The organism is Marinobacter zhanjiangensis, assembly GCF_014651935.1.
Classification (GTDB): domain Bacteria; phylum Pseudomonadota; class Gammaproteobacteria; order Pseudomonadales; family Oleiphilaceae; genus Marinobacter; species Marinobacter zhanjiangensis.
The window spans coordinates 220,682-242,784 of sequence record NZ_BMXV01000002.1; the positions used below are offsets into that span (position 1 = coordinate 220,682).

Below are 22,103 nucleotides of genomic sequence, written 5' to 3' on the forward strand. Positions count from 1 at the left end.
CCGCCTTGCCTCTTAGGGAATACAGACAACACTGAGGCAGACAACGATGACAGAACGCGTGCAAGTCGGCGGCCTGCAGGTCGCAAAGAACCTGTTCGATTTCGTGAACAACGAAGCGATCCCGGGAACCGGCGTCGACGCAGACAAATTCTGGGCCGATTTTGACCGGATCGTCCATGAGCTGGCACCCCGTAACAAGGAGCTGCTTGCCAGGCGTGACGACATTCAGGAAAAGATGGATGGCTGGTACCGTAACCAAAAGGGGCAGCCCTTCAACATGGACGAGTACAAGTCCTTCCTGAAGGAGATCGGTTACCTGGTGGATGAGCCCGGCGAGTTCAAGATTTCCACCTCCAACGTTGACCCGGAAATCGCCACCATGGCGGGCCCGCAGCTTGTGGTGCCGGTGATGAACGGCCGCTTCGCTCTGAATGCTGCCAACGCCCGCTGGGGCAGCCTTTACGACGCCCTGTACGGAACCGATGTCATTTCCGAGGAAGGCGGTGCCCAGAAGGGGCCTGGTTACAATCCGGTCCGTGGCGCGAAGGTTATCGAATTTGCCCGCAACCTGCTGGACGAGTCCGCTCCGCTGGCTTCCGGCAGCCACAAGGATGCCGCCAGGTATCTGGTTAAGGGTGGCAAGCTGGTAGTCAAACTGCAGAACGGCGAAACCACCGGCCTGCAGGATGAGGCGGCGTTTTCCGGCTACACCGGTGCCGAGAACGAGCCCACGGGCATTCTGCTGGTGAAGAATGGCATGCACTTCGAGATCCAGATTGATGCCAGCCATCCCATCGGCAAGGACGACGGCGCCCACGTGAAAGACGTGCTGATGGAGTCTGCCCTGACCACCATCATGGACTGTGAGGATTCTGTCGCCGCCGTTGACGCGGACGACAAGACCCTGGCCTACCGCAACTGGCTGGGCCTGATGAAGGGTAACCTGGAAGAGAGCTTCCAGAAGGGCGGCGAGATGATGACCCGCCGCATGCATCCTGACCGCACCTACACCGCTGCTGATGGCAGTGAGCTGAGCCTGAAGGGCCGCAGCCTGATGTTTGTGCGTAACGTGGGTCACCTGATGACCAACCCGGCCGTCCTGCTCAAGGATGGTAGTGAAGTGCCCGAGGGTTTGATGGACGGGCTGCTCACATCGCTGATCGCCATTCATGATCTCAAGGGCGACAGCCAGTATCAGAACAGCACCACCGGTTCCGTGTACATCGTCAAGCCCAAGATGCACGGTCCGGAGGAAGTGGCCTTTACCAATGAGTTCTTCGGCAAGGTGGAAGATGCTCTGGGGCTGCCGAGCTTTACCCTGAAGGTTGGCATCATGGACGAGGAGCGCCGCACCACGGTGAACCTGAAGTCCTGTATCCATGCTGCCAAGGAACGCGCCGTGTTCATCAATACCGGCTTCCTGGACCGTACCGGGGACGAGATCCACACCTCCATGGAGATGGGGCCGTTCATCCGCAAGGGCGCGATGAAGCAGGCTACCTGGATCCAGGCCTATGAGCAGTGGAACGTGGATATCGGTCTGGAAACCGGTTTCCGTGGCGTCGCCCAGATCGGCAAGGGCATGTGGGCCATGCCGGACCTGATGGCCGGTATGCTGGAAGCCAAGATCGGCCACCCGAAAGCTGGCGCCAATACCGCATGGGTTCCGTCTCCGACGGCGGCCACCCTGCACGCCATCCACTATCACCAGGTGAGTGTAGCGGACGTTCAGAAAGAACTTGAAAGCCGTCAGCGTGCCGCTCTGGAAGACATCCTGACTGTGCCGGTGATGGACGATCCCAAGTCGCTGTCCGATGGCGAGATCCAGGAAGAGCTGGACAACAACGCCCAGGGCATCCTCGGCTATGTGGTTCGCTGGATCGACCATGGTGTGGGCTGCTCCAAGGTCCCCGACATCAATGATGTGGGCCTGATGGAAGACCGCGCCACCCTGCGGATCGCCTCCCAGCTGCTGTGCAACTGGTTGTATCATGGCATCTGCAGCGAAGACCAGATCATCAAGACGCTGGAGCGTATGGCTGCCGTGGTGGATCGCCAGAACGAGGCTGATCCCACCTACCGCAACATGGCACCCAACTTTGATGACAGCGTTGCGTTCCAGGCGGCGAAGGACCTGATCCTCAAGGGTCGCGAGCAGCCGAACGGCTACACCGAGCCGCTCCTGCACGCCTATCGCCTGAAGGCCAAGGAGAAGTTCGGGCAGTAATCGTCTGAACTGATCAGAAAAACCCGCCGGTTTCGCCGCGCGGGTTTTTTTATGGACCGGGTTTAGTCAGCGTTGGCTGAAAGGTCTGGATTCCGTGGCAAAAAAGTCTTTCTCAGTCTTCGTGCAGCACATTAGCTGCATACAGGGTGTTCTGAAGCAGTGTAGCAATCGTCATAGGGCCCACGCCCCCGGGTACCGGCGTAATATAGCCAGCGCGCTCCGAGGCCGCGTCAAACTCGACATCGCCCCGCAGTTTGCCGTCTTCCATCCGGTTGATGCCCACATCGATAACGGTGGCGCCCGGTTTGATCCATTCGCCCTTGATCAGCCCCGGCTTGCCGGCAGCCGCGATCAGGATGTCGGCTTCACCGACAAATTTTTCCAGGTCTCTGGTAAAACGATGGGTCACGGTGGTGGTGGCACCCTTCAGCAGCAGCTCCATGGACATGGGGCGACCCACGATGTTGGAGGCGCCCACGATAACCGCGTGCTGGCCCTTGTAGGGCGTTCCGATATGGTCCAGCAGGGTGATGATGCCAGCGGGTGTGCAGGGCCTCAGGGAGGGTTGTCGCTGGACAAGGCGGCCGATATTGTAGGGGTGGAAGCCGTCGACGTCCTTGTCCGGGCGAATGCGCAGCAGGATCGGGTCGTCGTCCAGATGGTCGGGCAGGGGAAGCTGTACCAGTATGCCGTCCACGTCCGGGTTGTTGTTGAGTTCGTCAACCAGGGCTTCCAGCGCTTCCTGGGATGTGTCTGCGGGCAGGTCATAGGACAGGGAATGGATGCCGGCGGCTTCACAGGCCTTGCGCTTGTTGCCCACGTAGACCTGCGAGGCGGCGTCGCTGCCCACCAGCACCACGGCCAGGCCAGGTGCGCGCAAGCCCTTCTGGCGCCGTGCCTCTACGCCGGTGGCCACCTGTTGGCGGATGCCCGCGGCGACCTCCTTTCCCTTGATGAGTTCTGCGGTCATAGGATCGTCTTTTCGATAGGAATTTGAGAGCTATGCATTCTCGCATGTAAGCGATCCGCCGCCAATTGCTCTCGCTTCCACGGGGCCGGTAAAAAATGCTGTAATTCAGGTTGACGTACCCCGTATCCGCCGGTAAGATTCGCGCCAACTTTGCTGAGGCATCTGTTGTTCAGGTTTCGGGGTATAGCGCAGTCTGGTAGCGCGCCTGCTTTGGGAGCAGGATGTCGGGAGTTCGAATCTCTCTACCCCGACCAACCATACTGGATGTTCAGGTGGGCAAACGGTCATGCGCTCGTAGCTCAGCTGGATAGAGCACCGGCCTTCTAAGCCGGTGGTCGCAGGTTCGAGTCCTGCCGGGCGCGCCAATCGCCGTTCAGGCAGGCTCAGAGGGCAGTTGCAGGCAAGGTTAGCGTTGTTCCGGTCTGGCCGGTGAACGTTGTTTGAAAGGATTATGGTGGACGTAGCTCAGTTGGTAGAGCTCAGGATTGTGACTCCTGCGGTCGAGGGTTCGATCCCCTTCGTCCACCCCATTTCCCGCTTTTTCTGATCCATCCCCTGTCAGTCTTGACTGGCTGATTCGAGTCGCACTGTTCGCACAGATCCTGCGGCTGTGGCAGGGTGAGAACGTATTGCGTTGCGAGAGTGGCGGAACTGGTAGACGCGCTGGATTTAGGTTCCAGTGGGGCAACCCGTGAGAGTTCGAGTCTCTCCTCTCGCACCACTTCCGGTTTTCAGCCAGTTACACCGTTTTTTCCGTTTTTTACCAGAAACCTGGTCACAAAACGTCTTATCTTCGCTTCCTGCGCCATTATTCCTGCTTTTCAGGTGATTCTCTCCCCTGTCGGTTCCGTGATAGACTACGTCTTTTAACCAAACCCAAATCCACTTAACTGATTCGGTAATTTGAGGAACTTCCATGCAAGTGTCTGTTGAAACGACGTCAAACATCGAGCGTCGGATGACGATTGGTGTGCCCGCCCAGGAAATTGAGCAGGCGGTTCAGAAGCGTCTTCAGGAAACCGCGCGTACTGTGCGCATGAATGGCTTCCGTCCGGGCAAGGTGCCCTACAAGGTGGTAAAGCGTCGTTTCGGTGACAGTGTTCGCCAGGAAGTGGTTGGCGAGGTCATGCGTGACAGCTACGTCAAGGCACTGGAAGAAAAGGATGTGTCCCCCGCCGGTATGCCGCAGTTCGAGCCGAAAACCATGGAAGAGGGCAAGGACCTTGAGTTCGTGGCCATCTTTGAAGTGATGCCGGAAATCGAACTGGGCGACCTGAGCAAGATTGAAGTGGAAAAAATGGATGCCGAGGTGACTGACAAGGATATCGACAAGATGATCGATAACCTGCGTCGCCAGCAGGCCACCATGAAGGAAGTGAAGCGCAAGTCCAAGAACAAGGACACCGTGACTATTGACTTCAAGGGCTACGTTGATGGCGAGGCCTTTGAGGGCGGCGAGGGCGAGGATCATCGTCTGGAGCTGGGCTCGGGCCAGATGATTCCCGGATTCGAGAAGGGTATTGTCGGCGCCAAGGCCGGTGAGGACATCGAGATCGAGGTAACTTTCCCGGAGGATTACCATAACGAAGAACTCAAGGGTAAGCCGGCCAGGTTCGAGATCAGTGTCAAAAAGGTGGAAGAGCCCCAGCTACCCGAGCTGAACGAGGAGTTCTTCAAGCGCTTCGGTATCGAGGCTGACTCCGAGGAAGCCTTCCGCGAGGAAGTGAAAAAGAACATGGAGCGGGAACTCAAGCAGGCCATTTCTGCCAAAGTGAAAAATGATGTGGTGGATGGTTTGCTGGAAACCACCGACATTGAGGTTCCTCAGGCACTCGTTGATCAGGAGATTGATCGCCTGCGCAACGACGCCGTACAACGTTTTGGCGGCCAGATGGATCCTCAGCAGTTGCCCAAGGAAATCTTCCAGGATCAGGCAGAGCGCCGCGTCAAGACGGGTCTGCTGTTCCAGGAAATCGTCAAGGCTAACGAGCTGAAGGCCGACCCCGAGAAGGTTGACGAAAAGATCCGTGAAATTGCATCCACGTACGAGCAGCCGGAAGAGGTGGTGACCCACTTCAACAGCAATCCGGAGCAGAAGGCGCAGATCGAATCTGTGGTTCTTGAGGATGCGGTGGTTGATTTTGTTCTTGATCGGGCCAAGGTTAAGGAAAAGAAAGCCAAGTATGACGACGTGATCCAGGCGGCCCAGCAACAGCAGGGGTAAGTGCCAGCCACTTGCCCCGGGCTGAGCGCCCGGAGAAACAGCCGGTACGCCCGGCTGTTTCTACGTTCAGAGACATTCAGTCCGAATTCCATAAGGAGTGCAGGCACACATGACCCAGAAGCCTTTTGATGGTTCTTCCATGGACCCGAATGCCGCGTTGATCCCGATGGTGATCGAGCAGACCTCTCGCGGTGAGCGGTCTTTCGATATTTATTCACGGCTGCTGAAAGAGCGGGTCATTTTCATGGTCGGGCCGGTAGAAGACCATATGGCCAACCTGATCGTGGCACAGATGCTGTTTCTGGAGTCGGAGAATCCGGACAAGGATATTCATCTGTATATCAACAGCCCGGGTGGTTCGGTGAGCGCCGGTATGTCGATCTATGACACCATGCAGTTCGTCAAGCCGGATGTGGCGACTCTTTGCGTCGGCCAGGCTGCCAGCATGGGTGCGTTCCTGCTGGCCGGTGGTGCCGAAGGCAAGCGAGCATGCCTGCCCAATTCCCGGGTGATGATCCATCAGCCGCTGGGCGGCTATCAGGGCCAGGCCACCGATATCGAGATCCATACAAAGGAGATCCTCAAGATCCGGGATACCCTGAACCGTATCCTGGCGGAGCATACCGGCCAGGACCTGAAAACCATCGCCAAAGACACGGATCGCGACAATTTCATGGATCCGCAACAGGCGAAGGAATACGGGCTTATTGACACCGTACTTGATAAGCGTGTATCGAATAAATAATACTGACGGTAATCGACAGGATGTGTGGCTACGTACCCTTGTTTATGTATCAGGGCGGTAAAGGTGCATACCAGGCCACACATTGGCACCGGAAATCAGACCAGAGGTAATTCAATGGCAGATGAAAGAAACGGCAGGGGCGACGACAACGGTAAGTTGCTGTACTGCTCGTTTTGCGGAAAAAGCCAGCATGAAGTCCGTAAGCTCATAGCAGGGCCGTCGGTGTTCATCTGCGACGAGTGTGTCGACCTGTGCAATGACATTATCCGGGAGGAAATCCAGGAGAATGCTCAGGAAGAGGCCAGCGACCGACTGCCGACACCGGAGGAAATCCGCAGCACCCTCAACGAATACGTGATCGGGCAGGACCGTGCCAAGGTCGTGTTGTCGGTTGCCGTGTACAACCATTACAAGCGCCTGCGCTACGGTGAGGGCAAGGCCGAGGTGGAGCTTGGCAAGAGTAATATCCTGCTGATCGGGCCCACTGGCAGCGGCAAGACCTTGCTGGCGGAGACCCTGGCGCGGATGCTGAACGTGCCGTTCACCATCGCTGATGCCACCACGCTCACTGAAGCCGGCTACGTGGGTGAGGATGTCGAGAACATCATCCAGAAGTTGCTGCAGAAGTGTGATTATGATGTGGACAAGGCCCAGCGTGGCATTGTCTATATCGACGAAATCGACAAGATTTCGCGCAAATCCGACAATCCGTCCATCACCCGTGATGTGTCTGGTGAGGGTGTGCAGCAGGCGTTGTTGAAGCTGATTGAAGGTACCGTTGCCTCGGTGCCGCCTCAGGGTGGCCGCAAACATCCCCAGCAGGAATTCCTGCAGGTGGACACTGCCAACATGCTGTTTATCTGTGGTGGTGCTTTCGGGGGGCTCGACAAGGTGATCCGCGAGCGCACTGAAAAGAACAGCATCGGGTTCTCGGCGACGGTGGCCAGTCAGGACGATGCCAAGCGCGCCGGTGATGTGGTCCGCCATGTGGAAACGGAAGACCTGGTCAAATATGGTCTGATCCCCGAGTTTGTGGGTCGTTTACCGGTCGTGGCTACCCTGACCGAACTGGATGAGGATGCCCTGGTGCAGATTCTCACCGAGCCCAAGAACTCGCTGACCAAGCAGTATCAGAAGCTGTTCGACATGGAAAGCGTGGAGCTGGATTTCCGCGAGGACGCCCTGCGTGCCGTGGCCCGCAAGGCCATGGAGCGGAAAACCGGGGCCCGGGGACTGCGCTCCATTATGGAGGCCACCTTGCTGGATACCATGTACCAGATTCCGTCAGAACCGGATGTCACCAAGGTAGTGATCGACGAGAGTGTGATTGATGGCCATTCAGAGCCGTTCAAGATCTACGCCAGCAGCGACCATGCCAAGGCGGTTCCGGAAGATTGACGGTCGTCACACCGGCGTTGGCCGGACAATAAAAAGGGCGGCAACGCCCTTTTTTTGTGCCTGTTATTGCGACAGTGTGATGTATCTACAGGTTACATCCCGTATGGATCGGCAAGCGTCTGTAAAAACATTGCAATCCCCCAAATTACCCCAATATTCGGTGGTATGCTGAAAGAAACATTGTCAGAGGATTCCTTATGACCCCGACTCCCGAAACCCGTACCGAGTACCCGATGCTTCCCCTTCGGGACGTGGTTGTCTTTCCCCACATGGTGGTACCGCTGTTTGTGGGGCGAGACAAGTCCATTCAGGCCCTGGAAGTGGCCATGGAGGGCAGCAAGGAGATCCTGCTGGTCTCACAGCGGGATGCCGGTACGGATGACCCCGGCCCGACCGACGTGTTCGACGTGGGTACGCTGGCCACGGTCCTGCAGATGCTCAGATTGCCGGACGGCACCGTCAAGGTGCTCGTTGAAGGCAATGCCCGCGCAGGTGTCGATGCCGTCGCCGAAGGCGAGTATCTGACCGCCACAGCCTCGATTCTGGAACCGGACTCCGTGCCGGAACGGGAAGAGGAAGTGCTGGTCCGTACCCTGACCGAAGAATTCGAGAAATACGTCAAGATGTCCCGCAAGGTGCCGTCCGAGGTATCCAGTGCGCTGCAGGGTATCGAGGAGGTGGAGCGACTGGCCGACACCATGGCCGCTCACCTGGAATTGAAGGTGCCTGAGAAGCAGGAGTTGCTCGAGGCCCTGGATATTCGCACCCGCGTAGAGCTGCTGCTCGGCCGTCTGGACAGCGAAATTGATCTGATCGAAGTGGAGAAGCGAATCCGCGGACGGGTCAAGAAGCAGATGGAAAAAAGCCAGCGGGAGTATTACCTCAACGAGCAGATGAAGGCCATCCAGAAGGAAATGGGCTCCCTTGGCGAGGGTGGCGGCGACTTTGAGGAGCTGGAACAGAAGATCGAGGAAGCCGGCCTGCCGGAAGAGGCCCGCAAGAAGACCGACGCCGAGCTGAGCAAGCTCAAGATGATGTCGCCCATGTCTGCCGAGGCAACGGTGGTGAGGGGGTATATCGAGTGGATGGTGTCACTGCCCTGGAAAAAACGCAGCCGCGTTCGCCACGACATCGAGAAGGCTCGTGAGATCCTCGACGAGGACCATTACGGGCTGGACGAAGTCAAGAGCCGGATCCTTGAATACCTGGCAGTGCAGAGCCGGGTGAAGAAGGTGAAGGGTCCGGTATTGTGCCTGGTGGGCCCGCCCGGGGTCGGCAAGACCTCCCTGGGACAGTCGATTGCCCGGGCCACCAACCGCAAGTACACGCGTATGGCCCTTGGCGGTGTTCGTGACGAGGCCGAGATCCGTGGTCACCGCAAGACCTACATCGGGGCTCTGCCCGGCAAGCTGGTCCAGAAGCTGTCGAAGGTAGGGGTCAAGAACCCGCTGTTCCTGTTTGACGAAATCGACAAGCTGGGCATGGATCACCGCGGCGATCCTGCATCGGCACTGCTGGAGGTGCTGGACCCGGAACAGAACCATACCTTCAATGACCATTATCTGGAAGTGGATTACGACCTGTCCGACGTGATGTTCGTGTGCACCTCCAACTCCATGAACATCCCGCCGGCTCTGCTGGATCGGATGGAGATCATTCGCATCCCCGGTTATACCGAGGATGAGAAGGTCAACATTGCCCTCAAGTACCTGCTGCCCAAGCAGCTCAAGGCCAACGGTCTGAAAAAGGGCGAGCTGGAGATTCCGGAGCAGACGCTGCGCGATGTTATCCGTTATTACACCCGCGAGGCGGGCGTACGGAGCCTTGAGCGCGAGATCGCCAAGATCTGCCGCAAGGTAGTGCGCGAGCATGTGCAGCAGGGTGAAAAGACCGCTTTCGAGCTGGCACCGGAACTGCTGGAAGACTACTCCGGCGTGCGCAAGTTCAAGTATGGTTTGGCGGAAGAAAAGAACCAGGTAGGCTCGGTGACCGGGCTGGCCTGGACGTCGGTTGGTGGCGAGCTGCTCACCATCGAGACCGCTGTCACTTCGGGCAAGGGACGGGTAGTGAAGACCGGCTCCCTCGGTGACGTGATGCAGGAGTCTATCCAGGCGGCGCTGACGGTTGTCCGAAGCCGGGCGCCCGGTCTAGGAATTCGTGACGACTTTCACGAAAAACACGATCTCCATGTACATGTACCTGAAGGCGCCACACCTAAGGACGGTCCCAGCGCGGGCATTGGAATGTGCACGGCGCTGGTGTCTTCACTGACCGGAATTCCGGTGCGTGCGGACGTTGCCATGACCGGTGAAATCACCCTCAGGGGACGGGTGCTGCCGATTGGCGGGCTCAAGGAAAAGCTTCTGGCGGCTCATCGAGGCGGCATCAAGACCGTTATCATCCCGGATGAAAATGTTCGTGATCTCAAGGAGATACCCGATAACATCAAGGAGTCGCTGGAGATTCTCCCGGCGAAGTGGATCGACGAAGTGCTGGATATTGCGCTGGAATACACACCGGAGCCGCTGGCCAGCACCACACCGTCCCAGGGCCAGGGTGCGACCAGCCGCGATGACGACAGCGAATCCGGCGAACGGATAAACACACATTAAAAGCTGCGTGCTTTGTTGACATGCCGGAGAGCCCGTTGGTATAACTGTTTCGCCGTGAAGCAGCCATTACCAAGGGCTCCCGCGCAATCACAACCTATTCCGTGGACCGGTTAACACCCGCAGGGAATAACGAAAGCGAAAAATGGCATTCCCCGACCGCTTGTGCGATAGTCGGGAACGTTTCAGAAAAATAAACAGACCGAGAACTCTCCAACCTGAAATCGAAGGGGTTTAGTGTGAACAAGTCCGAACTTATTGATGCAATTGCAGAGTCCGCCGATATTTCCAAGGCCGCCGCAGGCCGTGCACTGGATGCCATGACCGGCTCCATCACCGGCGCTCTGCAGAAAGGCGACCAGGTCACCCTGATCGGCTTTGGTACGTTCTCTGTGAAAGAGCGTGCCGCCCGCACTGGTCGTAACCCGCAGACTGGCGCTGAGATCAAGATCCCGGCTTCCAAGGTGCCCGGGTTCAAGGCAGGCAAGGCTCTGAAGGACGCCGTCAAGTAACGGACTCCTTCGGCAGGTGGTGCCGGCATTTCATGACCCGTGCTGCCCTGCTTGATTCAAGGCGCATTCCATTCCGGGTGCGCCTTTTTACGTTCAGTCAGCTAACGACTCCTGGTCAGGTTGTGGTTTGAAAGGGCCGGGACGATTCAGAGGCTCCCTCGGCCGGGCAGTTCCGACAGGCTGCCAGCTGACTGATTTTCCATACGAACACTGAAAGAGGCCTGACGCCGAGCCTGATACCAGCGGGATGGTACAAGCGGGTGCGAGCGATCCGGGAGGAACATGCTTCAAGACATTCGGGACAACGCCCAGGGCACCATCGCCAAGATTATTATCGCCGTATTGATTGTTTCCCTGTCCATCTGGGGTATGGATGCCATCGTTGGCGGTTTCAGGGGGGAGCCGGAAGTGGCAACCGTAAACGGTGAGGAAATCACCGAGCGGGAATACCGGCGTATGGTGCAGATCAACACCCAGCAGCAGCTAAGGCAGATGGAAAACCCGGATCCGACCCTGCTGGACGAGGACCAGATCCGTAAAGACGTCCTGGAAAGCATGATTCAGGCCGAAGTACTTGCCCAGGAGGCTGGCGACCAGGGGCTGGCGCTGAACAATGCCAGTGTTGACCAGCTCATCGTGGGTATGTCCCAGTTCCAGGTCGGCGGCGAGTTCAGCCAGCAGCGCTTTACCTCGTTCGTCAGTAACCTCGGCATGAGCCCTACCGAGTTCCGTGAACTGCTCAAGCGCGACTATATCAGCAACCAGATCCGTACAGCGGTGGTTCGCGGCGGTATTGCGCCGGCGGAGTCCGCCCGTCGCTTACTCGCCATTCAGGGCCAGAGTCGTGATTTCCGCCTGTTGCGTCTGGACGGCGATTCCGTGGCTGATCAGGTCGATGTCACCGAAAGCGATGTGGAGCAGTGGTACGAGGAGAACCAGTCGCAGTTCATGCAGCCGGAGTCGGTGGATGTGGAGTATCTGGTGCTGTCCCTGGATGACGTGATGGATGATGTCGATGTCCCGGAGGACGAAGTGCGTCAGCGTTTCGACCAGATGACCGACCAGCTGGCCGGGGAAGAACGCCGTAGCGCCCATATCCTGATTGAAGACGGCGACAACGCCCGGGAGCGTATCGAGACCGTCCAGCAGCGCCTTGAGGAAGGTGCAGATTTTGCCGATCTGGCACGGGAGTTCTCCGACGATCCGCTGTCGGCGGAGCAGGGCGGCGATCTGGGTTACCTGATGGAAGGGGACCTGGGCGGTGACTATGATGAAGCGCTGTTTTCACTGGAGGAAGGTGGCGTGGCCGGCCCGGTGGAAACCGATTACGGCACCCATTTCATCAAGTTGCTGGACATACGCCAGGGCGACGCGCCGGACTTCGAGGAGCAGGCTCCGGAAATCCGCGAGCAGCTTGCACAACGCCGGGCCGGTGAGGGATTCTCCCGCCAGCGAACCGAGCTGGCAGACCTGGCGTTCTCCTCGGAGGATCTGGAATACCCGGCGGAGCAGTTTGATCTGGAGCTGCAGACCCGTAGTGGCGTGACCCGTGAGATCAATCAGGCGCCGTTTGACCACGCCGGGCTGATTCGACAGCTTTTCTCCGGTGACGTGCTGGAAGACGGTTTCAACACCGAGCTGATCGATGTCAGTCAGACAACGGCGGTCGTCGCCCGGGTGACCGAGCATCATCCGCAGAAACCCCGGCCACTGGCAGAAGTGGCGGGCCAGATTCGCGATCGCCTTGAGCGGGAGCGTACTCTGGAGCTTTTACAGGAGGACGCCCTGTCAATCCTGAGCCAGCTGCGCAACGGCGAGACGGCGCCGGAGGGTGAAGGCTGGACCTCATACGATGATATGGTCCGTGACCAGGCTGATCTGGCACGACCGGTTCTGTCGGAGGTGTTTTCCCTGCCGGCACCCGGCGAAGATGCATTCACATTCGGTTCCGCCGAGGTGGGCTCGGACATGGTGGTTATTGCCCTGTCCGGCGTCAGCGACGGTGAAGTGGATGAGAACAGCGAAGAGGTGAAGAACATGAGCCAGTTCCTGGCCCAGATGAACGGCCAGCAGGAATACCAGGCCTATGTCCAGACGCTTCGCAACCAGGCGGAAGTCGAGCGCCCCTGACGGCTGGAGATCTGACCACGGCAAGTGAAAAAGGCCCGCCCCGGAAGGTTCCGGTGGCGGGCCTTTTGTTATGGGGATACGCTGATGTCATCGTGAACTGGAAATCGGGCAAGACGGTTGTCATGATTTTTGTATGGTAACTGTGAAAAACATGACAACTGTCGGCCCGGAGCCGAAGGAGGCACCACTATGGTGAGCCCGGACACTGCTTGTGACCTGATTCTGTTCGGGGCCATGGGAGATCTTGCCTCGAAGAAGCTGTTTCCCGCGCTGTACCAGCTTCATCGTGCCGAACTGCTGTCTCCGGGCACCCGTATACTGGCGTTGGCGCGACGGGACTATACGCTGGATGAGGCCAGACAGGCGATCCGCGAGCGGCTGTCGGAAAAGCTGGATCCTTCGGAGATCTCTCCGGCGACCATGGAGGCTTTCCTGGCCCGCGTATGCTATGAAAATTTCGACTTCTCCAGCCGTGAGGGGTATACGGCAATGGCGCAATGGCGCAGTGAGGGCCCAACGGAAAATACCCTGATCCTGTATTACGCCACGCCACCGGGCCTCTATGCCACCATTACCGGCCACCTGGCCAGTCTCGACTGCTGTGATCAACACACCCGCGTGGTGGTTGAAAAACCCATCGGCCATGATCTGCCTTCCTCCCGGGAGTTTAATGACCAGCTGGCCTCGGTCTTTCGCGAAGAGAATATCTTTCGCATCGACCACTATCTGGGCAAGGAAACCGTCCAGAATCTGATTGCCCTGCGCTTTGCCAATAACCTGTTCGCCTCCCAGTGGGATCAGAACCATATTTCCCATATCGAGATCACGGTGGCGGAGAGTGTGGGTATCGAAGGCCGCTGGTCCTATTTCGACAGCACCGGCCAGTTACGGGATATGTTGCAGAGCCACCTGTTGCAGCTGTTATGCCTGTTGGCCATGGACCCACCGTCGGACCTGTCCTCGGACAGCATCCGCGACGAAAAGGTCAAGGTGCTCAAGGCGCTCTCGCCCCTGACCCAGGAGCGCATTCCGACCCATCTGGTCAGGGGGCAGTATACCGCCGGCACTGCCGATGGCCGGCCTGTGCCCGGCTACCTGGAAGAGGAAGGTTCGGCAGGCCACAGCGATACCGAAACCTTTGTGGCCCTCAAGGTGGAGATCGAAAACTGGCGGTGGGCCGGCGTTCCCTTCTATATCCGCACCGGCAAGCGGCTGCCGGAAAAACGTTCGGAAATCATCGTGCACTTCAAGCCGGCGCCGCACTATATCTTCGACCCGGACCAGAAGCATCTTGCCAATAACAAGCTGATTATCCGCCTGCAGCCGGACGAGGGCATGGCCCTGCAGATCCTTACCAAGGCCCAGGGGCTCAGCCGGGGTATGCGCCTGCGCCAGGGCCCGCTGGATCTCTCGTTTGCCAAAGCCTTTGATACTGACCGGATTCCGGATGCCTATGAACGGCTGTTGCTGGAGGCCATGAAAGGCAACCAGTACCTGTTTGTACGCCGCGATGAGGTGGAGCATGCCTGGCGCTGGATAGACCAGCTGCTGGACAATTGCGAGGAGTGTGGCGCTCATACCAAACGCTATGCGGCGGGAACCTGGGGGCCCGTCGCTTCTATTGCCATGATCACCCGTGACGACCGGAGCTGGTATGAAGACGCCTGAACAGACACTGCTGCCAGGGGTCACCCTCCATGCCAGTGACGACCCGGTAGTGCTGGCAACGGAGCTGGCCGAACAGGTGGCCGCCCGCCTGCGTCAGTCAATCGGGGCGAACGGTGGTGCACTGATGGTGGTTTCCGGCGGGCGCACGCCGGTGGACTTTTTCCAGGTGCTTTCCGGCCTGGCTCTACCCTGGGAACGGGTGACCATTCTGCCCTCGGACGAACGCTGGGTATCCGCTGACAGCGATGAGCGCAATAGCCGGCTGATCCGGCAGCAGTTGTTGCAGGGGGCGGCGGCCAGTGCCCGGCTGATCGAGCTGGTGGAAGACACCGACCGGTCGCCGGATCAGTCTGCGGAGCGGGCCTCTGACCGGCTTTGCCTGCTCGACTGGCCCGCAGACGTGGTGGTACTGGGTATGGGCGAGGATGGACATACAGCGTCACTGTTCCCGGACGCGCCCGAACTGGCGCCAGCTCTGTCGGACAACGCTGCGCCGGTACTGGTGACAACGCCGCCCTCCCAGCCCACGGCAAGGTTGACCCTGAGCGCCAGGGCCCTGTCCGGGGCGGCAATGACCGTGCTCCTGATACAGGGCGAAGGTAAACGAGCCGCTCTGGAGGAAGCCGTTTCCATACCGCTGGCCATCGGACCCATGCCGGTTCGCTATTTCTTCCAGCAGCCATTGCAGGTTTTCTGGAGCCCCTGACCCCGAAAAGAGGACCATACCATGCCCGGACCGCCACAAGACCCGTTGCAACGCATTCACGCCGTGCTGGCCATGGGGCCATTGGTGCCGGTGATCACCATTCACCGTAAAGAGGATGCCCTGCCTCTGGCCGAGGCTCTGGTAGAAGGCGGCATCCGGGTGCTGGAAGTGACACTGCGCACGCCGGAGGCGTTGCCCGCCATCGAGATACTATGCAAGCATCTGCCGGCGGAGGTGGTGGTGGGGGCCGGCACCGTGACCGATCCGGACAGCTATCGGCAGGCGGAAAGTGTGGGTGCCCGGTTTGTGGTCAGTCCGGGCATCACTCCCCGGCTGCTGGATTATGGACTGAGAGCCAATGCGCCACTGCTGCCAGGGATAGCGACCGTATCGGAACTGATGCTGGGGTATGAGCTGGGGTATCGTGCCTTCAAATTCTTCCCGGCGGCTGTGGCAGGGGGGCTGGAGGCCCTGAAAGCAATGGCGGGGCCATTTCCGGATGCGGTCTTCTGTCCCACGGGGGGCATTCGCCGGGATACTGCCAGGGAGTATCTGGCCCTGAGTAATGTGATGGCGGTGGGCGGCACCTGGCTGACACCGGAAAATCGGGTCAGCGAGAGTGACTGGCCGGGTATCGCCAGACTGGCCCGGGAAAGCCTGGCCAGCTGCCTGAGCTGAAGCGTACCGGAATAGCCGGTTGGTTCCGGCCATTCCACGGCGCCATCAGCGGATATCATCGTTCACGCGAACGATTTTCATGGTGTTGGTGCCACCCTGGGCATTCACATAGTCACCCTTGGTCAATACCACCAGGTCTCCCGGGCTGACGATGCCCCGGTCCTGCAGTTGCCGGACAGCCAGGGCATTGGTCTGCTCCGGCGCCACTTCAGCGGAGTCGAAAGGCACCGTCTGCACGCCCCGGTAAAGGGTCACCTTGTGCTGGGTGGTGAAGTGGCGGGAAAACGCAAAGATGGGCATCGCCGACTTGATACGGGACATCAACAGCGGTGTGGCCCCGGTTTCGGTGAGGCAGATAATGGCAGTGACACCCTGCAGGTGGTTGGCTGCATACATGGCGGACAGGGCAATGGCCTCGTCCACCCGTTCCATGCTCTCGTGCATCCGGTGGCCCGACTGGCGCATGGAAGGATGACGTTCGGCCCCCTTGCAAATTCGGTCCATGGCTTCCACCGCCTGCACGGGATAGTCACCGACGGCGGTTTCGGCGGACAGCATGACCGCGTCGGTATAGTCCATGACGGCATTGGCCACGTCGGAGACTTCGGCACGGGTCGGCATGGGATTGTCTATCATGGACTCCATCATCTGGGTGGCGGTGATGACCACCCGGTCCAGGGCCCGGGCACGGGCGATGATGTGTTTCTGCACCGCGACCAGTTCGGCGTCGCCGATTTCCACCGCCAGGTCACCGCGAGCCACCATGACCGCGTTAGAAGCGGTGATCACGGCATCCAGGGCGTCGGTATCGTGAGCCAGTTCAGCGCGCTCGATCTTGGCCACCAGGCCAGCCTGGGAGCCGGCTTCCCGCAGCAGCTGGCGGGCGATGTGCATGTCCTCGGCGGTGCGGACAAAGGAAACCGCCACATAGTCTGCACCCAGTCTGGCCGCGGTGACGATATCTTCCCGGTCCTTGCTGGTGAGGGCATCGGCGGAGAGGCCGCCGCCCCGTTTATTGAGACCCTTGTTGTTGGACAGGGGGCCACCGATGAGCACGGTGGAGGTGATGCTGCGCTCATCAACAGCGGTGACTTCCATCTCGATGCGACCGTCGTCCAGCACCAGGGTGTCGCCGGGGGTGACGTCCCGTATCAGCTGTTCGTAGTCGATGCCGACACACTGGGCGTCGCCGGCCTCCTTGTCCATGGCGGCGTCCAGCACAAAGGTCTGGCCGGCCTTCAGGGTCACCTTGTTGTCGCGGAACCGGGCGATCCTGAGCTTGGGGCCCTGGAGGTCCGCCAGGACGGCCACGAAACGCCCGCAGCTGGCTGCCGTCTCCCGTACCCGGCGGGCCCGTTCACAGTGCTCTTCGGCACTGCCATGGGAAAAATTGAGACGGCAGACATCCAGGCCGGCGTGAATGATCCGCTCAAGAGTTTCAGGGGAATCGGTGGCGGGGCCGAGGGTGGCGACAATCTTGGTGCGCCGTAGCTGCTCTGGCATAGCGTATCAGTTCCTTTTCTGGGGCCTGCCCGGAAGGGTGACCTGCAGGTGATTGCTGTTGGTCATCAACCCTTCATGGTAGTGTCAAATTGTAACAGAATGGTGAAGGAGAGCATCGATGCACCCCACCGTACAGCAGGTAACCGACCGGATTATCCATCGCAGCCGCGACAGCCGGCAAGACTACCTTGGGCGTATGCAGGATCTGGGTCGCCAGTCACCGCACCGGGCGGCGCTGTCCTGCGGCAACCTGGCCCATGGTTTTGCCGCCTGCCAGCCCGGTGAAAAGCAGACCCTGAAGCTGATGAATCAGGCCAACGTAGCCATTGTATCGGCCTACAACGACATGCTCTCCGCTCACCAGCCCTATGCCGGGTTTCCGGACGTGATCCGGGAGGCGGCTCACGGCATGGGTTCCGTGGCCCAGTTTGCCGGCGGCACCCCGGCCATGTGTGACGGGGTTACCCAGGGGCAGCCCGGCATGGAAATGAGCCTGGTCTCCCGGGACGTGATTGCCATGAGCACCGCCGTCGCCCTCAGTCACAACATGTTTGATGCCACCCTGTTGCTCGGGATATGCGACAAGATTGTGCCGGGACTGCTGATCGGTGCACTGAGCTTCGGCTACCTGCCCACGGTGCTGGTGCCAGCGGGCCCCATGCCGTCGGGCCTGCCCAACAAGGAAAAGCAGCGTATCCGCCAGCTTTATGCCGAAGGCAAGGTGGGCCAGGACGAATTGCTGGAAGCGGAAAGCCAGTCCTATCACAGTCCGGGTACCTGTACCTTCTACGGCACCGCCAACAGTAATCAGTTATTGGTGGAGGTCATGGGGCTGCACCTGCCCGGTGCGGCCTTTGTGAACCCGGGGACTCCCCTGCGGGAGGCCCTGACCCGGGCCGCCACCGAACAGGTGGTGCGGTTGTCCCGGCCCAACGGCGGTGAGCTGGGTCTGGCGCACATGGTGTCGGAAAAGACCATCGTTAATGCCCTGGTGGCGCTGCTGGCCACAGGGGGTTCCACCAACCACACGCTGCACTGGGTCGCCATTGCCCGGGCCGCGGGTATCCTGATCGACTGGGATGACTACTCGGAACTGTCCCGCGTCACTCCACTGCTGACCCGGATGTATCCCAATGGTCAGGCGGACGTAAACCATTTCCATCAGGCCGGGGGCACGGCCTTGCTGATCCGCGAACTGCTGGATGCGGGCCTGTTGCACGAAGACGTGGAGACAGTGGTGGGCCATGGGCTACGTGCGTATACCGAAATACCCACTCTTGAACACGGCCAGCTGGTCTGGCGGCCGGCACCGGCGGCCACCAGGGACGCCGGCGTACTGCGTCCGGTATCCGAGCCCTTTGATAAGGAAGGGGGGCTGACGGTGGTGCAGGGCAATCTGGGGCGGGGCATAATCAAGACATCGGCGGTCGCGCCGGAACACCGTGTGGTTGAGGCGCCAGCCCGGGTGTTCGACGACCAGTCCGCGGTGGCCGATGCGTTCGACCGGGGTGAGCTGGATAAGGATTTTGTGGCGGTGGTCCGCTGGCAGGGGCCGGCCGCCAATGGCATGCCCGAGCTGCACAAGCTGACACCCTACCTGGGCAGCCTCCAGGACCGGGGTTACAAGGTTGCGCTGGTTACCGATGGCCGCATGTCCGGGGCCAGCGGCAAGGTACCGGCGGCGATCCACGTCTATCCTGAAGCGGCCCGGGGTGGTGTACTGGCACGAGTGCGCGATGGTGATATGATCCGGGTGGATGCCAGCAGCGGCGAACTGTCGGTGCAGGTGTCCGACCAGGAACTGTCTGCCCGCGAGCCGGCGACGGCGGACCTGTCCGCCAACCAGCAGGGGCTTGGCCGGGAACTGTTTGCCTGGTTCCGTACCGGGGCTTCGGAAGCGGAGCAGGGAGCGACCCTGTTTTTTCAGCCTCAACCATTCCGATAACAAGAAGGAGAAAACCCGCACATGACCCAATATCTGCTGTCGATCGACCAGGGGACTACCAGTTCCCGGGCCATTCTGTTCACCCTGGAGGGGCGCATACATGCCGTGGAGCAGCAGGAGTTCGAGCAGATCTATCCGGACAGCGGCTGGGTGGAACATGATCCCGAAGCCATCTGGGAGTCGGTGAAAGCCACCTGCCAGGCGTTACTCGACAACAGTGGCGTGGACACCAGTCAGATTGCCGGCGTGGGCATTACCAACCAGCGCGAAACCACGGTGCTGTGGGACCGGCAGACTGGCAAGCCCGTCTACAATGCCATTGTCTGGCAGGACCGGCGCACCGCCGGATTTTGCCAGCAACTCAAGGCTGATGGTCACGAGCCGGAGGTGACCGGTCGCTCGGGCCTGATTATCGATCCCTATTTCTCGGCCACCAAGATCCGCTGGATACTGGACAATGTCGAGGGCGTCCGTGAACGGGCGGAACGGGGTGAGCTTGCCTTTGGCACCATCGACACTTTCCTGCTCTGGCGATTCACCGAAGGTCGCTCATTCCTGACCGATGCCACCAATGCCTCCCGCACCATGCTGTTCAATATCCATGAGCAGCGCTGGGATCCGCAGCTGCTGAAGCTGTTCGGTGTGCCGGAAGCATTGCTACCGGAGGTTCGGGACTGCGCCTCGGACTTCGGCACAATTGCCGGGGGCCTGCCGGCAGCGGGCGCAACCATTGGTGGTGTTGCCGGCGATCAGCAGGCGGCGCTGTTTGGTCAGACCTGCTTTGCCGAGGGCACCGCCAAGAGCACCTATGGCACCGGCTGCTTCCTGATTCTCAATACGGGCGAACGGGCCCTGAAGTCGGAACACCGGCTGCTGACCACGGTGGGCTACCGGCTCAATGGCAAGACCACCTACGCCCTGGAGGGCAGTATCTTTATAGCCGGTGCGGCGATCCAGTGGCTGCGGGACGGCCTCAGCCTGATCCGTATGGCGGATGAATGCGAAATGCTGGCCGAGCAGACCCCTGTGGACCATGGCGTCTACCTGGTGCCGGCGTTTACCGGTCTGGGCGCACCCCACTGGGACCCCAAGGCCCGTGGCGCGATGTTCGGGCTGACCCGGGACACCGGCATCAAGGAGATAGTCACCGCTGGCCTGCAGTCCGTCTGCTACCAGACCAAGGACCTGCAAAAAGCCATGGAAGATGACGGTGAACGTCCGGTGGCCCTGCGTGTGGACGGCGGCATGGTGGTCAATAACTGGGTGCTGCAGTTCCTGGCGGATATTCTCGGTGCCACCGTGGACCGGCCCGAGGTCATCGAGACCACGGCGCTTGGGGCCGCCTTCCTCGCCGGCCTGCATGCCGGTGTTTACCAGGGGCTGGACGACATCAAGCAGCTCTGGCGTTGCGAGCGGCGGTTCGAGCCGACCATGTCCAAGGTGGACCGTGACCGGCTCTATGACGGCTGGCTGGAGGCGGTGCGGCGGCTGCAGGCGAACTGAGCCGCCGCCGGCAAGGGAGTTACTGCAGCGTCAGGGGCGCGCCGGCCTCCCGTCGGGCTTCCTGCCACTGCTCCAGCGTCCTGGCGGCCTTTTCCCCGGGCACTGTATCGAGGATCTCGTAGAAGCCGCTGTTGTATTCGTCTGCCAGTACCTCCTCCCGGGAGGTCATGCGCACAAGATACACCGACTGGACGTTCTGGTGATCAAACGTACGCCACTGCTGTTCGTCTTTCAGTAACGAGTAGCGATGGCCCTCCAGTGCCTTGATCACATCGGCCGTGTTGGTTGTGCCGGCCCGCTCTACGGCATCCCTGTACTGATACACAATACTGTAGGCCGAAGCCGCTGCCGATGACGGTCGCATGCCGTTTTGCCGGGAAAAAGCCTCGACGAACCGGATGCCACGTTCGTAGTCCTTCTCATAGGGCAGGTTCCAGAACCACGGCGCCGCACCGATAATGCCCTCCATCAGTGATGGCCCCAGTTGCAGGGCCGTCCCCAGGCTGGTGTTGGGCCAGACGATCTGCATCCTGTCCTTCAGATTCATGTCGTGGGCGATGTTCACCGCGCGGACCATGTCGCCGCCCCCGAGGATAAGCACCAGCACGTCCGCATCACTGGCTTCGGCCTGCTCGAGGGCGGCCTGGAAGTCACGTGATGTCGCATTGGGGAAGGGCGTGCGGGTGATGGGGTGACGTTCGGTGTCTTCTGTGCCGGATGCGCGGCGCATGGACTTTTCCACCGAGCGGCCCCAGGAATAGTCGGCCGCAATGTAGAAATAGTCTTTATCCCGGAACTGCTCGGACAGGTACTGCCCCATGGCACTGGCGGTCATCCAGGCGTTGTAGGATTCGCGGAACATGTGGGTGTGGCCGGCGGCTCCGGTGGTGGCATTGGCATAGGTGAGCGTGCCGAAATAAATTCTGTCCTTCTCCTTTGCGGCTTTGCCTGCTGCGATGGCGACAGCCGAAGATACCCCGCCGAACAGCATCTGGACATTTTCCTCGTCCACCATTTCCCGCACATTGGCTGCGCCTTGTCCGGGGTCGAGCCGGGTATTGCGGATCACCAGCTCCAGAGGTCGTCCGAGGACACCCCCGGCTTCATTGATTTCATCAACGGCCAGAAAAGCCCCCATCCGTTGCTGCAGGCCCAGGTATTCATAGCGGCCACTGGCGGGGTAGTTCAAACCGATCTTGAGTACGTCCTGTGCGCTGGTGATCTGGCTGGCGCAGAGCAGCGCCAGAGCCATGAGAAAGCGTTTGGTCATGTGGTCTTCCATCTC

15 protein-coding genes and 4 tRNA genes are annotated in these 22,103 nt (G+C 59.9%); 16 read left to right on the forward strand and 3 right to left on the reverse strand.

The window, feature by feature from the left end:
- Window positions 1-46 precede the first annotated feature (46 nt).
- Window positions 47-2,227, forward strand: coding sequence for a malate synthase G (locus IE079_RS04490; RefSeq protein ID WP_189573473.1), 2,181 nt, complete (start codon window positions 47-49; stop codon window positions 2,225-2,227).
- A gap of 112 nt (window positions 2,228-2,339) precedes the next feature.
- Here IE079_RS04490 and folD read toward each other — a convergent pair whose 3' ends face one another.
- Complete coding sequence (folD, locus tag IE079_RS04495; RefSeq protein WP_189573476.1) at window positions 2,340-3,197, reverse strand: bifunctional methylenetetrahydrofolate dehydrogenase/methenyltetrahydrofolate cyclohydrolase FolD; 858 nt, start codon at window positions 3,195-3,197, stop codon at window positions 2,340-2,342.
- Between the two features lie 177 nt (window positions 3,198-3,374).
- Here folD and IE079_RS04500 point away from each other — a divergent pair.
- The 13 genes from IE079_RS04500 (at window position 3,375) to IE079_RS04560 (ending at window position 15,867) form a co-directional block, all read left to right on the forward strand.
- A tRNA-Pro gene (locus IE079_RS04500) sits at window positions 3,375-3,451 on the forward strand.
- Between the two features lie 34 nt (window positions 3,452-3,485).
- Window positions 3,486-3,562: transfer RNA gene (locus tag IE079_RS04505), tRNA-Arg, on the forward strand.
- 89 nt (window positions 3,563-3,651) lie between these two features.
- A tRNA-His gene (locus tag IE079_RS04510) sits at window positions 3,652-3,727 on the forward strand.
- A 106-nt stretch (window positions 3,728-3,833) separates the two neighbouring features.
- Window positions 3,834-3,918 (forward strand) — tRNA-Leu (locus tag IE079_RS04515).
- Window positions 3,919-4,113: 195 nt separating this feature from the next.
- Window positions 4,114-5,421: a trigger factor gene (gene tig, locus IE079_RS04520; protein ID WP_189573479.1), complete on the forward strand. Its 1,308-nt coding sequence runs from the start codon at window positions 4,114-4,116 to the stop codon at window positions 5,419-5,421.
- 109 nt (window positions 5,422-5,530) lie between these two features.
- Window positions 5,531-6,166 carry an ATP-dependent Clp endopeptidase proteolytic subunit ClpP gene (gene clpP / locus IE079_RS04525; RefSeq protein ID WP_189573482.1) on the forward strand — a complete coding sequence of 212 codons (636 nt, stop codon included), beginning with the start codon at window positions 5,531-5,533 and terminating at the stop codon, window positions 6,164-6,166.
- Window positions 6,167-6,280: 114 nt separating this feature from the next.
- Complete coding sequence (gene clpX, locus IE079_RS04530) at window positions 6,281-7,564, forward strand: ATP-dependent Clp protease ATP-binding subunit ClpX (RefSeq protein WP_189573485.1); 1,284 nt, start codon at window positions 6,281-6,283, stop codon at window positions 7,562-7,564.
- A gap of 197 nt (window positions 7,565-7,761) precedes the next feature.
- On the forward strand, window positions 7,762-10,176 hold the full coding sequence (lon, locus tag IE079_RS04535; RefSeq protein ID WP_189573488.1) for an endopeptidase La: 2,415 nt from the start codon (window positions 7,762-7,764) through the stop codon (window positions 10,174-10,176).
- 236 nt (window positions 10,177-10,412) lie between these two features.
- Window positions 10,413-10,685, forward strand: coding sequence for a non-specific DNA-binding protein Hbs (gene hbs, locus IE079_RS04540; RefSeq protein WP_189573490.1), 273 nt, complete (start codon window positions 10,413-10,415; stop codon window positions 10,683-10,685).
- Window positions 10,686-10,967: 282 nt separating this feature from the next.
- The gene (locus tag IE079_RS04545; RefSeq protein WP_189573492.1) at window positions 10,968-12,815 is read left to right on the forward strand and encodes a SurA N-terminal domain-containing protein; all 1,848 of its coding nucleotides are present in this window, start codon (window positions 10,968-10,970) and stop codon (window positions 12,813-12,815) included.
- A 189-nt stretch (window positions 12,816-13,004) separates the two neighbouring features.
- The gene (gene zwf / locus IE079_RS04550; RefSeq protein ID WP_189573494.1) at window positions 13,005-14,483 is read left to right on the forward strand and encodes a glucose-6-phosphate dehydrogenase; all 1,479 of its coding nucleotides are present in this window, start codon (window positions 13,005-13,007) and stop codon (window positions 14,481-14,483) included.
- The gene (gene pgl / locus IE079_RS04555) at window positions 14,470-15,189 is read left to right on the forward strand and encodes a 6-phosphogluconolactonase (protein WP_189573496.1); all 720 of its coding nucleotides are present in this window, start codon (window positions 14,470-14,472) and stop codon (window positions 15,187-15,189) included. Before zwf ends, pgl begins: the two co-directional genes overlap by 14 nt.
- 21 nt (window positions 15,190-15,210) lie before the next feature.
- A complete protein-coding gene (locus IE079_RS04560) occupies window positions 15,211-15,867 on the forward strand; it encodes a bifunctional 4-hydroxy-2-oxoglutarate aldolase/2-dehydro-3-deoxy-phosphogluconate aldolase (RefSeq protein ID WP_189573498.1) in 657 nt (218 codons plus the stop codon).
- 45 nt (window positions 15,868-15,912) lie between these two features.
- On the opposite strand, the gene pyk is transcribed toward IE079_RS04560, so the two are convergent.
- Complete coding sequence (gene pyk, locus IE079_RS04565; RefSeq protein WP_189573500.1) at window positions 15,913-17,370, reverse strand: pyruvate kinase; 1,458 nt, start codon at window positions 17,368-17,370, stop codon at window positions 15,913-15,915.
- 118 nt (window positions 17,371-17,488) lie between these two features.
- Between pyk and edd the strand changes: the two genes are divergently transcribed.
- Together edd and glpK are read left to right on the forward strand one after the other, a co-directional pair.
- Window positions 17,489-19,315, forward strand: coding sequence for a phosphogluconate dehydratase (edd, locus tag IE079_RS04570; protein WP_189573503.1), 1,827 nt, complete (start codon window positions 17,489-17,491; stop codon window positions 19,313-19,315).
- 21 nt (window positions 19,316-19,336) lie between these two features.
- Entirely contained in the window at window positions 19,337-20,818 is a 1,482-nt protein-coding gene (glpK, locus tag IE079_RS04575; RefSeq protein WP_189573506.1) for a glycerol kinase GlpK, read from the forward strand.
- Between the two features lie 19 nt (window positions 20,819-20,837).
- Here the strand turns inward: glpK and IE079_RS04580 are convergent, their stop codons facing one another.
- Window positions 20,838-22,088 (reverse strand): ABC transporter substrate-binding protein, encoded by a 1,251-nt coding sequence (locus IE079_RS04580; protein WP_189573509.1) that lies wholly within the window; start codon window positions 22,086-22,088, stop codon window positions 20,838-20,840.
- Window positions 22,089-22,103: the final 15 nt, after the last annotated feature.